This is a genomic window from Paenibacillus sp. EB106-04-04-XG159, from assembly GCF_058791835.1.
Map to the genome: position 1 here is coordinate 184,144 of NZ_JBYTDY010000011.1, position 14,790 is coordinate 198,933.

General features: G+C 44.2%; 11 protein-coding genes. 2 read left to right on the forward strand and 9 right to left on the reverse strand.

Annotated features, from left to right (window positions below; translation table 11 throughout):
• Positions 1–221: 221 nt before the first annotated feature.
• Together AC3WTP_RS15300 and AC3WTP_RS15305 are read right to left on the reverse strand one after the other, a co-directional pair.
• Entirely contained in the window at positions 222–716 is a 495-nt protein-coding gene (locus tag AC3WTP_RS15300; protein ID WP_492395485.1) for a hypothetical protein, read from the reverse strand.
• Between the two features lie 93 nt (positions 717–809).
• Complete coding sequence (locus AC3WTP_RS15305) at positions 810–2,315, reverse strand: VanZ family protein (RefSeq protein ID WP_492395486.1); 1,506 nt, start codon at positions 2,313–2,315, stop codon at positions 810–812.
• Positions 2,316–2,741: 426 nt separating this feature from the next.
• Between AC3WTP_RS15305 and AC3WTP_RS15310 the strand changes: the two genes are divergently transcribed.
• The gene (locus AC3WTP_RS15310; protein WP_492395487.1) at positions 2,742–3,209 is read left to right on the forward strand and encodes a hypothetical protein; all 468 of its coding nucleotides are present in this window, start codon (positions 2,742–2,744) and stop codon (positions 3,207–3,209) included.
• A gap of 95 nt (positions 3,210–3,304) precedes the next feature.
• On the opposite strand, the gene AC3WTP_RS15315 is transcribed toward AC3WTP_RS15310, so the two are convergent.
• The 7 genes from AC3WTP_RS15315 to AC3WTP_RS15345 form a co-directional block, all read right to left on the reverse strand.
• A complete protein-coding gene (locus AC3WTP_RS15315) occupies positions 3,305–5,170 on the reverse strand; it encodes a glycoside hydrolase family 13 protein (RefSeq protein WP_492395488.1) in 1,866 nt (621 codons plus the stop codon).
• Between the two features lie 69 nt (positions 5,171–5,239).
• A complete protein-coding gene (locus AC3WTP_RS15320; protein WP_492395489.1) occupies positions 5,240–7,660 on the reverse strand; it encodes a glycogen/starch/alpha-glucan phosphorylase in 2,421 nt (806 codons plus the stop codon).
• A gap of 38 nt (positions 7,661–7,698) precedes the next feature.
• A complete protein-coding gene (gene glgA, locus AC3WTP_RS15325; RefSeq protein ID WP_492395490.1) occupies positions 7,699–9,132 on the reverse strand; it encodes a glycogen synthase GlgA in 1,434 nt (477 codons plus the stop codon).
• Between the two features lies 1 nt (position 9,133).
• Positions 9,134–10,249 carry a glucose-1-phosphate adenylyltransferase subunit GlgD gene (gene glgD / locus AC3WTP_RS15330; RefSeq protein WP_492395491.1) on the reverse strand — a complete coding sequence of 372 codons (1,116 nt, stop codon included), beginning with the start codon at positions 10,247–10,249 and terminating at the stop codon, positions 9,134–9,136.
• A gap of 27 nt (positions 10,250–10,276) precedes the next feature.
• On the reverse strand, positions 10,277–11,470 hold the full coding sequence (locus AC3WTP_RS15335; protein WP_492395492.1) for a glucose-1-phosphate adenylyltransferase: 1,194 nt from the start codon (positions 11,468–11,470) through the stop codon (positions 10,277–10,279).
• Between the two features lies 1 nt (position 11,471).
• Complete coding sequence (gene glgB, locus AC3WTP_RS15340; RefSeq protein ID WP_492395493.1) at positions 11,472–13,391, reverse strand: 1,4-alpha-glucan branching protein GlgB; 1,920 nt, start codon at positions 13,389–13,391, stop codon at positions 11,472–11,474.
• Between the two features lie 371 nt (positions 13,392–13,762).
• Positions 13,763–13,978, reverse strand: coding sequence for a hypothetical protein (locus AC3WTP_RS15345; protein ID WP_492395494.1), 216 nt, complete (start codon positions 13,976–13,978; stop codon positions 13,763–13,765).
• Positions 13,979–14,153: 175 nt separating this feature from the next.
• On the opposite strand from AC3WTP_RS15345, the gene AC3WTP_RS15350 reads away from it, so the two are divergent.
• On the forward strand, positions 14,154–14,630 hold the full coding sequence (locus tag AC3WTP_RS15350) for a GNAT family N-acetyltransferase (protein WP_492395495.1): 477 nt from the start codon (positions 14,154–14,156) through the stop codon (positions 14,628–14,630).
• Positions 14,631–14,790 lie beyond the last annotated feature (160 nt).

A 14,790-nucleotide genomic window follows, 5' to 3' on the forward strand; every position in this document is an offset into this window, starting at 1 on the left:
TAAAACTTGCGTTTTCCTGTTGATTTCGTTCAAATAGCGGAACCACGGTCCGCAAGTATCGAAAAATTGCGTTGGTGGACCAAAATAACGGATCGTGTGTCCGCATCTGTGCTCAAACACGGCTTGCACAAGCTCAAAAGTGCACCAATCCAAGCCCGCCGAGCAAAAAAATCTGGGACGCCTCATATTGACGTCCCAGACATAGCATTAGCCGCTAGAGCTTAGCGTTTCTTCGATTGTCTCTGCTTAGAGAAGTTCCTTCGAAGCTTGCGGCGGCCGCGATTCCCACGCTTTCTCTTGGAATCCCGATTGCGAAGCCCTTCTTCCTCTGTGGTCTCGCTGAGCGGACCAATAATAGCAGCCTCTTCAGCAGGCAACAAGGCTCCTTCTTCTGTCGGCGGGAGTACGCCCGACTCTTCCAAAGCCTCAAACAGACCAATGTTTTCAGCTAACAGATCCTCATTAAATAGATCTTGCCCGAATTTAAATCTACTGAAATCACCGCTCAGTATCACCTGTACACTCTTCGAGCGGTTCACGATTACCGATTCGATCCGCAGCCATTCACAGAGCAGCGCAGCTATTAGCGCTACCTTCTGCACAGTCAACGGATGCTTTGGCGGACATGGCGGCTGATTAGAATCCTTATGAGCCTTGCCATCGGAACCGCCTTTGTTACGATGCAGTCGGCCTTGATGATCCCGATGTGGACCCACAGCTAGCCCACCTTTCATGAATAGCTTTCATCTAGAGTTAACCAACTGCTATCAGTATAGTCAAATGTACGTAGAAGTGTGAGTCCTATTCCGTTAATCCTCTTTCTGCGCGATCTTACGCTTCAACCGCTCCAGCTCCCTCGTCACATCATCCGGGAGAGGTGGATTGCTTGCACTCATCAGCATCGTGTCGTCTCTAGGTTTATCATCTAATGTCTTCTGCTCCTGATCAGTATCCTTTAAACTGTCCATTACTTTCCGAACAGCAGCGACCTCCAGCAATTCCGTATCGCTCGGCACATCTGCTGTCGGTTCCGTAACCTGCTCCTGCTCAGATGTAGCTATTCCAGCAGCTTCCGAAGACTCGGATTGCTTATGCATCTCAGGTAACTCCGTCAAGTCGGCCTTCGTCTCCGAATCGTCCGGCTCATGCATTACCGTTATAACAGTTCGCGTACCGCTCATCCGCTCGTAGAACAGCAGCTTATCGAGGCTGAATATCCGCAACAGCAGATGAATGCCGCATGCCGCAGTCAAGATCATGAGAAGTACAATGGACAACAATTTCCCCCACTGTGGAAGATCTCCATACAATGCGGATATCATCAGTAGACTGAACAACCCGCCCAGCACAATATGCAGCATTCCATATCGCTTAACCAGAGCGAAAAATGTAATTTCCCTCGGTTGTCCTCTACGCTTGTCTTCAATAACATGAATCCGTGTCACCATCTTACCGATCGTTCTTCCACCCGTAATGGCAGGTAAGATAATCATATAGATCAAAATGATTACGAACATACATAGTACTGAATACACCGCATTATTCAAATCCGTTGACCCGAACACAGCACCAGCCCGCTCAAACCCAAGCTTTATAGGGATCATTAACGGCATCAGCATAGCCATGCACATCATATCAATCACCAATGAGATACCGCGGCGAATGAAGCCAACTGTCATATGTTCTAATTCCACATTCTTATCCAGCTCTTCTGATCGAGGCAGGAAGTAAGTAAAGATCGGCGACAGCCAGAAGCCGAGCATGCCCCCGAGTGTGTTCGTGATCAAGTCGTCAACATCGAATAAACGATAGGGGCAGTCATATATCCCGTATAATCCGGTTAATTGCGTTACCTCAAAGAACAATGCCGTACAAGCGCTGATTATAAATGTTTGCCACACGTTACGACGAAAATAATAGCGCATATAAATGCCTAACGGTAACGTTAAGCAAATATTGAAAAATACTTGCAAGAAGGAATTCTCCTTAAGCAAGCTCAAGTATGAAGCAGGATTATTCCAGCTGAACTGTGTTTCTCTAGCAATATCATTTACGAATCCGAGCGGAGTCAACTGCGCGTATGTTAACAGCGAGCCCCCGCGTACACAGTTGCTTGTATCCTTAGGAAGCGGCAGGATGACTAGATAGTAAGCAGTAATACAATACAGCAGGAAGGAAAACAAGATGAATGAACGAAACTTGTTCACATAGCCATATTTACGATACTGCACGATCAGAAACGGTACGGTCAACAAAGCTGCTAGAATCGGAAACGTGAACAGCGCATATTTAATGGGCAGCACATAAGCGTCCATATCAAGTGACACCCCTTTCAACCCTCTATTTAGTATAAAAATTATGAAATTCTCCCCTATCAGCGGTATTTAGTATATCATAGGTTGCATCCCTTTCTGCCTTACAATGTTGACACCTACATATCATTTCTCTTCACATGAATGTAATCTGAAGTCTGATTGAATCTTCCAGTTATTGATGCAATACTAGTTAAACTGACTATTATTCGTCCGGAGGTTGATCAAGTGTCTGCTATTAAGCATGGTATGATCGTCGGAGATCGCTCCTCTGATGTGGATGCAGCCATCGATAACGGCTTATTGTCGGTCGGATGCCAGTTCGGTTTCACTCGAATGTAAACTAGCTGTCGACCCTATTATTTTCAGTTCCTATGTATAACTTCAATCTCCGATGTATAGAATGATAGCAAGGAGTTGATCACATAGATGGAACGTAGAGATATCTGGACCCATGAGCATGACGAATTGCTTAAAGATACGGTTCTGCACCATATCCAGAACGGCAGTACACAATTGAACGCTTTTAAGGATGTGGCAGCTAAGCTGCATCGTACAGCGGCTGCTTGCGGTTTTCGCTGGAATTCAGATGTCAGAAAGAAAGTAGAGCATGAGATCAGACAAGCTAAAGCGACTCGAATCAAGAACAAGATGGAAGCCAAATCGTCATCATCAAGATCGATAAAACATCATGATCTCACAATCGATTCCATTTTCTCTCACTTGAGTAAAGTGGAACGCATTCTCCAAGAGAAGGACCAACTGATTGATCAGCTCAAAGGAGAAATCCAAGACCTAAAGGCTAGAAGCTCAAATGAAGATTTAAACAGCTTAATCGCCATCCTGAAGCGCGCCAAAGATCTTGGAGCGTTGGACAAGCCCTCCAAGATCAGCTAAGCCTTGTTCTATATGAATAAGGCTTTTCATATGGTATAAGAAACGAAAAAAGAACCACCAACACGCACCATTCGTGCATTGAGGGTTCTTCTTTCTCAGTTATTATCACTTTGGCTCGTGTTAGAAAGTAGTACATATCCGTATTTGCCTAGCATGATACTCTCGCCTGAGTACGCACAATTATGGCTGATGATGACATCGCCCGCCATATCGACACATTCAATGAAATCCTCATTTAAGTTAATGATGGCTGTAAGCTCGGATTCATCATATATTCTTCTGAAGCCGAACAGATTGTCATCAGCTATCACAATTTCAATCGTACCTAGCGCTAATGCTTCATAGCTAGTTTTTATCCTTCCAAGCTCTTGATAATGATGGAGCAGCTTCTCATTCATGCTATCCCAAGGAAAATACCTTCGGTTAAAGGGATCTTCAAACCCTTCCATCCCTGCTTCATCGCCATAATAGATGCAAGGACTTCCAGGCAGCATATATTGCAGAAATGCGGCAGCTTTCTCCTTCTGAATCGCCTCCCTAAGCGCTTTAGAGGATAGCTTATGCATTGCTTTCTCAGCTTTAGTCAAGTCGAGCCGCTCCGCGCCAACAGCCGTCAGTATGCGCATCGTGTCGTGGGTGGATAAGCTGTTCATCAAGCAGTCGAGTACGGGCTTCGGATAATTTTCTGCGATCGTCATTACTGTATGCGCGAGCTCCGCTGCGCTGCTCTCACCTTTAATAAAGGCAATAATCGCATTCATATAAGGATAATTCATGACCGAATCAAGCTCCGACTGTGTAAAGTACTTTCGCATGATGCCGAAGCTTTCTTTGTTGGATGCATCTTCCCATACTTCACCGATTACGATGGATTCTTGCTTCTCACCCTTGACAATACGATTAAGCTTTGCGATAAACTCATCAGGCAGTTCATCTACTACATCCAAGCGATAACCATCAGCTCCCAACCTCAGCCAATGTCGGATCACACTATCATCACGGTTCAGCACAAAGTCCAAATAGCTGGCATCCATTTCATTGACGCAAGGCAGGGTTTGAATGCCCCACCAGCATTCATAGCGCGTCGGATACTCTATAAAGTTGAACCATGACGAGTATGGCGAGTTCAGATGGTGATACGCGCCATTGCCGAACACATTCTCCTTGTCGAAGTATATACTGTTGCTTCCGGTGTGTGAGAACACACCGTCCAATATGACCTTCATGCCTAGTTCATGGGCAGCGTCGCATAACTCGATAAAGCCCTGCTCTGTTCCCAGCATTGGATCGATTCTTTTATAGTCCGCCGTATCGTAGCGATGGTTGGAATAGGCCATGAAGACTGGATTCAAATAGATGATCGATACACTTAACTCTTTCAGATATGGGAGCTTCGCTTGAATCCCCTTCAGGTTTCCGCCGAAGAAGTCATTGTTCTCGATCTCGCCATGATCATTCGACTGATACACGGGGACATCTGTCAGATTATCATGTACATGATATGGCTTCAGCTTCTCGCTCACATCGCACGAGCCCAGCCTGTGGAACCGATCAGGGAATATTTGATACATCACCTTGCCTTTATAAGCTCGCGGTGTATCATATTGCTTATCATAACAAGTAAGCTGCCAGCGCTCACCCGAACCAATATTAGTTTCATTGGACCCTTGCTTATATACCTTGAATTCCGACCGCATCGTCACCACTTTGAAATGATAATAGTACAAATCACAGTACGCTAACGCAAACCCACCTGAGTACCGATCAAAGCCGTGCTGCAAAGAGCTCCACACCATTGGAAACTCCTCATAATAGCCATGGTGATTCTCTACGCAGATGAATACCTCTTTCGCAGCATACCTTCGGGGAATGCCAATATTCATCATACACAATTCATCCTGCCTAACGCAGCCAAATGGATCTTTATGCTCAAGTCGTCTGCTATCATACATAATTGCCATTACGATCACCTGCATCTGCATAACAAGCTATGCTGTAGATGTGAAATCTATAACATAGCTTGTCAGAAATTATTTAATTTCCTTTACGCCCCATATGTGATCAGCATACTCTTTGACAGATCGATCCGACGAGAAGATGCCTGCTTTCGCGATGTTGACGAGCGACATATTCGTGAACTTGCGCTTATCAGCGTACCTGTTCGAGACAGCTCGCTGAGCGTTCACGTAAGAATCGAAATCAGCTAGATTCATATATACATCTGCTGTTCCAAAGCTGTTCGTCAGCAACGATGCAACAAGGTCATCAAATCTGGTGCCCAGCGTGTCAGACCTCAGCATATCCATAACCGCCCTCAATTCTCGATTGCCGTTGTAATAAGTGAGCGGATTATAGCCCTGTCGCCATAGTGCTTCAACTTCTGAAGCGGTCATGCCGAACAGAAACATGTTGTCATGGCCCACTTGTTCGAGGATTTCCACATTGGCGCCATCTAACGTTCCGATTGTCACCGCCCCGTTTATCATCAGCTTCATATTCCCTGTGCCGGACGCTTCCTTGCCAGCAATCGAAATCTGTTCCGATATTTCAGCCGCCGGAATAATAATCTCGGCAAGCGAGACTTTGTAATCCTCGATAAACACGACCTTGATCTTCTCGCGTACAACGGGGTCAGAATTAATCATCTTGGAAACCGAAGAGATCAATTGGATAATCTGCTTCGCTCGCAAATAACCAGAAGACGCCTTAGCCGCAAATATGAACGTACGCGGAATGAACTCCAACTGCGGATTATTCTTGATCTGATCGTACATATACAGAATATGCAGCACATTCAGCAGTTGTCTCTTATATTCATGGAGACGTTTAATCTGTACATCGAATATCGAATCCGGATCCACAGCGATACCATTAATTCTGGAGATATAGCTGCATAGCGCAAGCTTATTATGATGCTTCACTTCTCTTAGCTGTGCCAAGACGCTGCTGTCATCGTAATACTTCATCAAGCCTTCAAGAGCCACAGCATCACGCATGAACTCGTCACCGATCAGCTCTGTCAGCAGCGAAGTCAGCCTTGGATTCGACTGACAGAGCCATCTTCGATACGCGATACCGTTCGTGACGTTGGTGAATTTATACGGATACGTATTAAAGTAATCTCGAAAGATGCTTGTTTTCAGGATCTCCGAATGAAGCTTGGATACACCGTTTACCTTATGTCCGGCTGCAAGACAGAGATTCGCCATATGGATATGGCCATTGGCAATAACGGCCATGTAGTCAACCTTGCCTTTATCTCCAGGATATAGCTCATATAGCTGCTGTGTAAGTCTACGGTTAATTTCATATACGATCTGATAGATTCTTGGCAGCTGCTGCTTGAACATATGCTCAGGCCAGCGCTCCAGCGCCTCACTCATGACCGTATGATTCGTATAGGCTATCGACTTCGTCGTGATGTCCCACGCCGCATCCCAATCGAAGTCATGCTCGTCCACTAACAGTCTCATGAGCTCGGGGACGCATAGTGCTGGATGTGTATCATTAATGTGAATCGCAATCTTGTCTGGCAAATTATTCAGCGTGCCATACTTCTTCATATGCTTGTTCAGGATGCTTTGCAGTGAAGCCGATACGAGCAAGTACTGCTGTTTCACACGCAGAATCTTGCCGTCCAGATGATCATCCGCAGGGTACAGCACCTTCGTAATAACCTCGGCCATCGTATTCTGCTCCAACGCTTTGACGTACTCTCCGCGCGAGAAGGCGCTTAGGTCCAAGCGATTCGGAGACTTTGCGCTCCAGAGCACTAGCTTATTAACCGCCTCCGAATCGTAACCCGATATCAACATATCATACGGCACAGCAATTACCGTATCATAATGGCAATGCGTCGCTTTATAGCGGCCTCCATGCATCGATTCCTCGACATAGCCTCCGAACTTGACTTCATAGATCTCATCTTCTCTCGGTATGAGCCATACATCCCCGCGATTGAGCCAGTCATCGGGGAATTCCACCTGCCATCCATCAATGATCTTCTGCTTGAAGATCCCGAACTCGTATCGAATCGAGAAGCCAGTTGCCGGTACAGCCGTTGAAGCTAGAGAATCCAAATAACAGGATGCGAGACGTCCTAAGCCGCCATTGCCTAAACCGGCATCCGGTTCAAGCTCGTATAGATTATCAATGTTGGTATCCAGCTTCGAAAGAGCGATAGTAAATGCTTGCTCCAATCCAAGGTTATACAGATTGTTGCGAAGTGAAGTCCCCACCAAGAACTCCATCGACATATAGTAAACTTGCTTCGCTTGCTCCTGTTCAACACGTTCGATGAACTGCTTGCGCTGTTTCATCAAGAGATCACGTACGACATAGCATACGGCTCTATAGATCTGCTTCAATGTCGCTTCTGAACAATAACAACCGTTGTGCTTCAAGCTTTTGTCATTTAACAACATTAATATTTCTGTATGGTTTATGTCCATCGTAGTTGCCCCCACTCTTGCTGTATAAAACATTCACATTAACGCGCAATTTCTTGATACAGCTCTAAGTAGCGTTTGACAGGCCCTCTCCAACTGCAGTCGTATTTCATAATAGAGGTAACCATTCTTCTGTGTTTCGCTTTGTCTTTATAGAAATCCAGGCTTCGCTCAACGGCATACAGCATATCGTGCGCATTGAACAATTTAAACGTGAAGCCTCGACCCTCGAGCGTTTTGATATTAATGGCTGGAACGGTATCGAACAGACCGCCCGTCTCGCGGACAATCGGAATCGTTCCATAACGCATCGCGATCAGTTGAGCCAAGCCGCATGGCTCACTCTTCGAAGGCATAAGCAGCATGTCTGCTCCCGCATAGATTTGATTCGCTAGAGCAGCGTCAAATGTAATATTTGCAGACATCTTATTCGGGTAATGCATGGCAAGTTCCTTGAACAGGTCCTCATATTTACGATCACCTGTCCCTAGCACGACAAATTGCATATTGAGCTCCATCAGTTCTTTCGCGACACCTGCAAACAGATCGAGCCCTTTATGCGAAACGAGTCTCGTTACCATCGCGATGAGCGGAATTTCCGGATCAACCGGCAGACCTAGCTTCTCCTGCAGCCACATCTTGTTCGCCAATTTATCCTTCACGCAACCAACACGATACGTTTTATGAATCTTAGGGTCGTTGCTCGGATCGTAATAATCGGTATCGATACCGTTGACGATGCCTTCTATTTTGTACGCATTCTCCTGCAGCATGCGCTCTAACCCGTGTGCATAATAGGCATCACGAATCTCATAGGAATACGTCTTGGATACCGTCGTGATCTTATCCGACAATACGATCGCGCTCTTCATAAAGTTAATACAGCCGTCATAGCTCGCTGCGCCGCGCCATTCCTCAGGCAAGCCTAATACATCGGAGAAGAATTCATGGCATTCTTGACCTTGATATTCGATGTTGTGAATCGTAAAGACCGTGCGCATCCGCTCATACTGCGGGATGTGGCTGTAATTGGCCTTAAGCATTATTGGTATTAAGCCTGTTTGCCAATCGTTGCAATGGATCACATCAGGATAGAACCCGATATGTGGCAGCGACTCTAGAATAGCCCTGCAGAAGTAAGCATACCTCTCGCCATCATCAGAGTGGCCGTATAGCTGATCACGATAGAAATAGGTATCATTGTCACTAAAATAGTAGGTTAGGTTGTTCTTCACGCCGCGTGCTTTAAAGATTCCACAATGAATCGTCCGCCACGATAGGCTGACAGCAAAGCTGGTTACATATTCAATCTCGAATTCCGGATTATTCTTTATCGATTTATAGTATGGAAGGAATATCCCAATCTCGACATCTTTATCATTAGCCAGTTCGTTAGGCAGCGCATAGGCGACTTCTCCTAAACCACCTGTTTTTACATAGGGAAATGCCTCACTTGCGGCGAATAATAATTTCATATTAGATCCGTTCCCCTTTTTTAATAATCACAGGAGATGATTCCACACCTATAAGCGTCACGCCATCCGATATATGAACATTTTTATCGATGATAGCATATTCAATGTGAGCGCCTTTACCGATATATGTACCTTGCATCACGACGGAATTACGAACCACGCACTCTGCTTCAAAGGTGACGTCACGAAAGATAACCGAGTTCTCCACAGTTCCATCAATTCGGCAGCCATCTGCGATAAGACAGTCTACGACTTTCGTGCTGTCCGAATAATGCGTAGGCACCTCGTCACGTACCTTCGTGTAGATCGGTCTCTTAGAATTAAAGATCTCCTCACGAACACTCTCATCCAGCAGCTTCAGGCTGTTCTTATAATAGGAGTAGGTGCTTTCATTTCTTAACACGATATCATTGAATTCATATACTTTCAGTTTTAACTTGTTCTCTGAGAATCTACGCTGTAAAAATTCCTTCTCAAAATGATAGTATCCGCGTGCAATGGAGTCTTCTATGATTTGAAGCAAGAAGCTCTTCTCCATCAAGTACATGCCCATACCGCAGTACATATCACTCGTATAGGTATAATTAATGAATGCTTCGGTTACTTCTCCATGCTCCACCTTGAGTACGAGATCTTTCTTCTGATTGGAGAATTCAGGACATTCACGATTCGCAATTACCGTTATATCCGCACCCGACTTGATATGCGACTCCAGAACAGGCTGATAATTGATATTGCACAGAACGTTAGAATCGGATATTAGCACATAGTCACAGTTCGTCTTATTAATAAAGCTGACTGCCCCGTGCAGGGCTTCCAGCTTGCCTTTATACACATTTCTCTTCCCCGCTCCAAATGGAGGAAGAATAAACAACCCGCCGTTCTTGCGGTTTAGATCCCACTCACTAGCTAGATGCAGATGGTCCATCAGAGATTGATAGTTGTACTTGGTAATAACCCCTATGGATGAAATATTTGAATTCACCATATTGGACAGCACAAAATCGATCTGTCTATATCTGCCCCCAAATGGCAGCGATGCATTCGTGCGATGCTTGGTCAACTCACCCAATGCCTCATCATATATATTTGAAAATACGATGCCCAACATCTTCATTTCAAAATCCCCCTTCAGTCATCGGCACTAATAGATCTCATTCGGATAAATCACTTGACCTTCGATTATCTCCTTGTTCTGACCTATGACACTTATACCTGAAGTAACCGTCTCTGTGGATGCCGCACCTCTTCCTATCAAGGCTTTAGTGCCAATCTTGACGTTTTCTCCGATGATGGCATATTGAATATCAGCATCCTTCCCGACATAGGAATTCGGCATAATGACACTGTCCTTGATATATGCACCTTCATCAATTGTGCAGCCCGTAAATATGACGGAATTCTCCACTTGCCCTTTAATGTTGCAGCCCTCTGCAATCATTGAATTTTTGATCGTTGCTTTATTGGAAATGAAGCACGGCGGCTTCGCGTAGTTTCTCGCATAGATCTTGAATTTTTGATCCTTTAGATCGATTGGAACTTCTGGATTCAACAGGTCCATATTGGCTTCCCATAGGCTTTCGATCGTACCGACATCCTTCCAATAGCCGTTGAATAAGTAAGCGTACAGCTTCAGATTGTCTTGAAGCAGCTTAGGAATCACATCTTTGCCGAAGTCATTCGAAGAGTCGGGATTCTGTTCATCTTGAATCAAATACTCCTTTAATACGTTCCAGCTAAAAATGTACACGCCCATCGAAGCTTTCGTGCTCTTCGGTTCCGTAGGCTTCTCTTCAAACTCGTATATTGCGCCGTCTTCATACGTGTTCATGATTCCGAACCGAGAAGCTTCTTCGATCGGAACATCAAGTACCGCAATGGTACAATCAGCACCTTTTGCTTTATGGTAATGGAGCATCTTCGCGTAATCCATCTTGTATACGTGGTCACCCGAAAGAATTAATACATATTCAGGGTTATACATCTCTATGAAATGCATATTTTGATAGATTGCATTCGCCGTTCCTTTATACCATTCTGACTTCTCACTTCCCTGGTAAGGGGGCAGTATATGTGCGCCGCCGTAATTGTGATTCAAGCCCCATGGCTGTCCATTACCAATATAGTTATTCAGGACAAGCGGCTGATATTGCGTGAGAATGCCCACTGTATCAATACCAGAATGCACACAATTGGATAGAGGAAAATCAATAATTCTATATTTACCGCCAAATGGCACTGCCGGTTTAGCGATATCCTCTGTCAGCACTTTTAATCTGCTCCCCTGTCCACCTGCTAACAACATGGCAATACATTCTTTGCGGCGGCTTTCGATCATACTATTTCCTCCTTACAGTTCTTATTCTCTTGTTCATTAACTTCTTGACCTGATAGAACACAGTTGACATCGGAGGAATCGTCATACGGATGCTGTGATCGTAATTGTGATAATGGATCGGCTCACTAACGAGACGAGACAGCACCGTTCCTGTTCCCCCGTATTTCGCATCATCGCTCGATAAGACCGGTATATACATGCCCTGATAAGGAACGCCGATTCTATAATCCTCCCAAGTTACCGGACAGAAGTTGCATACGACGATGATCTCGTTGCCATTGCGATCGATTCGGCGGAAGAAGATGAGGCTCTTCTCCCAGTCGTCATGGCTGATCCACTTGAAGCCTTCCCAGTCGGCGTCATTCTCCCATAACGGAGAATTCTCAAGATAATAGAAATTAAGTTCCTTCACGTAATCGTGCATCTGCTGGTGTCTCTCATAGGTGAGCAATGACCAATCCAGGCCTTTGTTATAATTCCATTCGATAAATTGAGCGAATTCATTTCCCATAAAATTAAGCTTCTTGCCAGGATGACCAATCATATAGCCGTAGAAGGCTCTCAGGTTGTTAAACTTCTGATCGTACTCGCCAGGCATTTTATTAATCATGGAGCATTTGCCGTGCACGACTTCATCATGAGACAACGGCAGAACATAATTCTCAGAAAACGCGTATGTAAAGGAGAACGTGATATTGTTGTGCTTATTTTTCCGAAATAACGGGTCCGTAGACATGTAATCCATCATGTCGTTCATCCAGCCCATATTCCATTTGAAGTTAAAGCCAAGTCCGCCCATATAATCCGGCCTCGTTACGAACGGAAATGCAGTGGATTCTTCCGCTATCATCATCACGTTCGGATCATATGCAAATGCTGCTTTATTCAGCTTCTGCAAGAAAGCAACGGCTTCAAGATTCACATTAGATCCATGTATATTAGGCCGCCATTCTCCACCTCTTCTGCCATAGTCCAGATAGAGCATGGATGCGACTGCATCAACTCTCAGTCCATCGATATGGTAGTTCTCAATCCAGAAGATCGCATTCGATATTAGAAATGACATCACTTCATGCCGTCCATAATCGAATATGCGCGTGTTCCAGTCCGGGTGCTCATTTTTCAATGAATCTTTATATTCATAGCAGTAATCTCCGTCAAACTCATACAACCCATTCTCATCCTTAGGAAAGTGCGCAACACTCCAATCCAAGATCACGCCAATACCCATCTCATGACACTTGTTAATGAAGCTCATGAATTCATGCGGCGTCCCATAACGAGAAGTAGGTGCGTAATAACCTGTTACTTGATACCCCCAAGAAGGCTCATAAGGATATTCCGAGATCGGCATTAGCTCAATATGGGTATAACCCATTTCTTTTACGTAAGGTATTAACTCTTCTGTCAGCTTCGCATAATTGAAATATTCGCCGTCCTCATATTGTTTCCACGAACCTAACTGTACTTCATAGATGTTGACAGGCTCGTTCATTATGCTCTTGTTGGTCTTACTATTGCGATATGACTGGTCTGTCCACTTGAATCGTCTGATGTCATAGATCTTGCTCGCGGTGCCCGGTCTTGTTTCCATATGAAATCCATACGGATCGCTCTTGTAGACAAATGTACCGTCAGGCCTTTCGATATAGAATTTGTAGGAATCATATGGTTCTGCACCCTCAACAAAGTACTCCCATATCCCGTCCATTAGCTTATTCATGATGGGAACATCTATATTCCAATCGTTAAAGCTGCCAACGACTCTAACACTTTTAGCATGCGGGGCCCATACCCTGAAGATATACCCCTCTATGTTCTTAACTTTATGAGCGTGACATCCTAACCATTCATAAGCCTTGAAATTTGCTCCTTGGTGAAATAGCTCGGCTGGCGATTGCTCCATGCTATTGATTCTCATCACGTCCTTTTCCTACTCCATATCAACCGATCTTTTCATTTATTAAAGGAAAACATGTTACATCGTTATCTTTATGTATTAATAAAATAATCATGCCACTATGAAAATAGAACGAAATTTACAATTATTTTATTTTCTTGATTTTCATAAATTTAACTATTTTTGGTATTTTATTGTCGGGATTTATTTTGAGCTTCCATATGTCAATTTCGGGGCTTCTATAGCTTGCTGAAGTCATTCTAGAGGATTGATGTAGTATTCGGGAAATATGCGGCGGCGAACAAAAACACCGCTAACTGCACATATAGTTTAAGCGAACCCGAAGGTATCTAAACTATATGCACGATTAGCGGTGAATACGAACGTCAGATTTATACGATTAGTGAAACTGCGGTAACTGCGAATATCGGAATAACCACAATTAAAGCAGCAATGATCAGTTTCTTCTTCCTCATAAAGTGGGAGATCTCATTAATCTCTTCACGCCAGTCTGTCTCTTCCATATGTTCCGAGATATTTAGTCCACATTTGCAGCACAACACAGCATTCGAAGTCAGTTCATGATCACATTTTAAAGCACTAATCATTTTTACATCCCTTTCAGATCTGATATGTTCTCTCCTTCACAAAGTTTAGCACAATAAATCTTAGGGGTAAATGGTTGTAAGTTCTTGACGATGTATCATCTGGTAAACTGACTAAATAAAGCACTTACTTTGAATACACACATGAACAAAACCGTTAATTAAGGAGACTTCTAACATGAACTATTCATTTGATGTATCTCTAGAACAGAACGAAGCGTTTTCAGCTTTCCTGAAACAAAAGATCAGGGAATTCAACAATGAAAAATCAATTTATCACCGTGAAGCACGAAAAGAAGGGGCTGTCCAGCCAATCAACATCATCGTCTTGGATAAAGACAAGTCATGGATTGGCGGCATTTCCGCCGAAGTCTATTGGAACTGGTTAGAGATTCACGATTTTTGGCTCAAAGAAGACTGTCGTGGTAACCGCCTTGGCAGCCTCTTACTCGATAAAATAGAGGCCCTTGCTATGGAGAAAGGTGCAACAAAGGCATTGCTCACAACTTACGAATTTCAAGCACGAACATTTTATGAAATGCACCAATACATGGTTGTAGGCGAGATTAAGGATTACCCCCCAGGGAGCAGTTACTACACAATGGTAAAAGCACTGAAGAGTGAAATTTGTGTTCATGGCTTAAGGTTGGTATGATAATCATATAGCTCATTAGTAGAGACGAACTCATCCTTATTGAGAGTGGGGATGAGGCCTCGAACCAAGAAGCCGCAGGATAGTGATATGCTCCCATCATAGTAGACAGTAGATAAAACAAAAACTTCTACTGCTACAATGATGGGAGTTTTTCTGATGT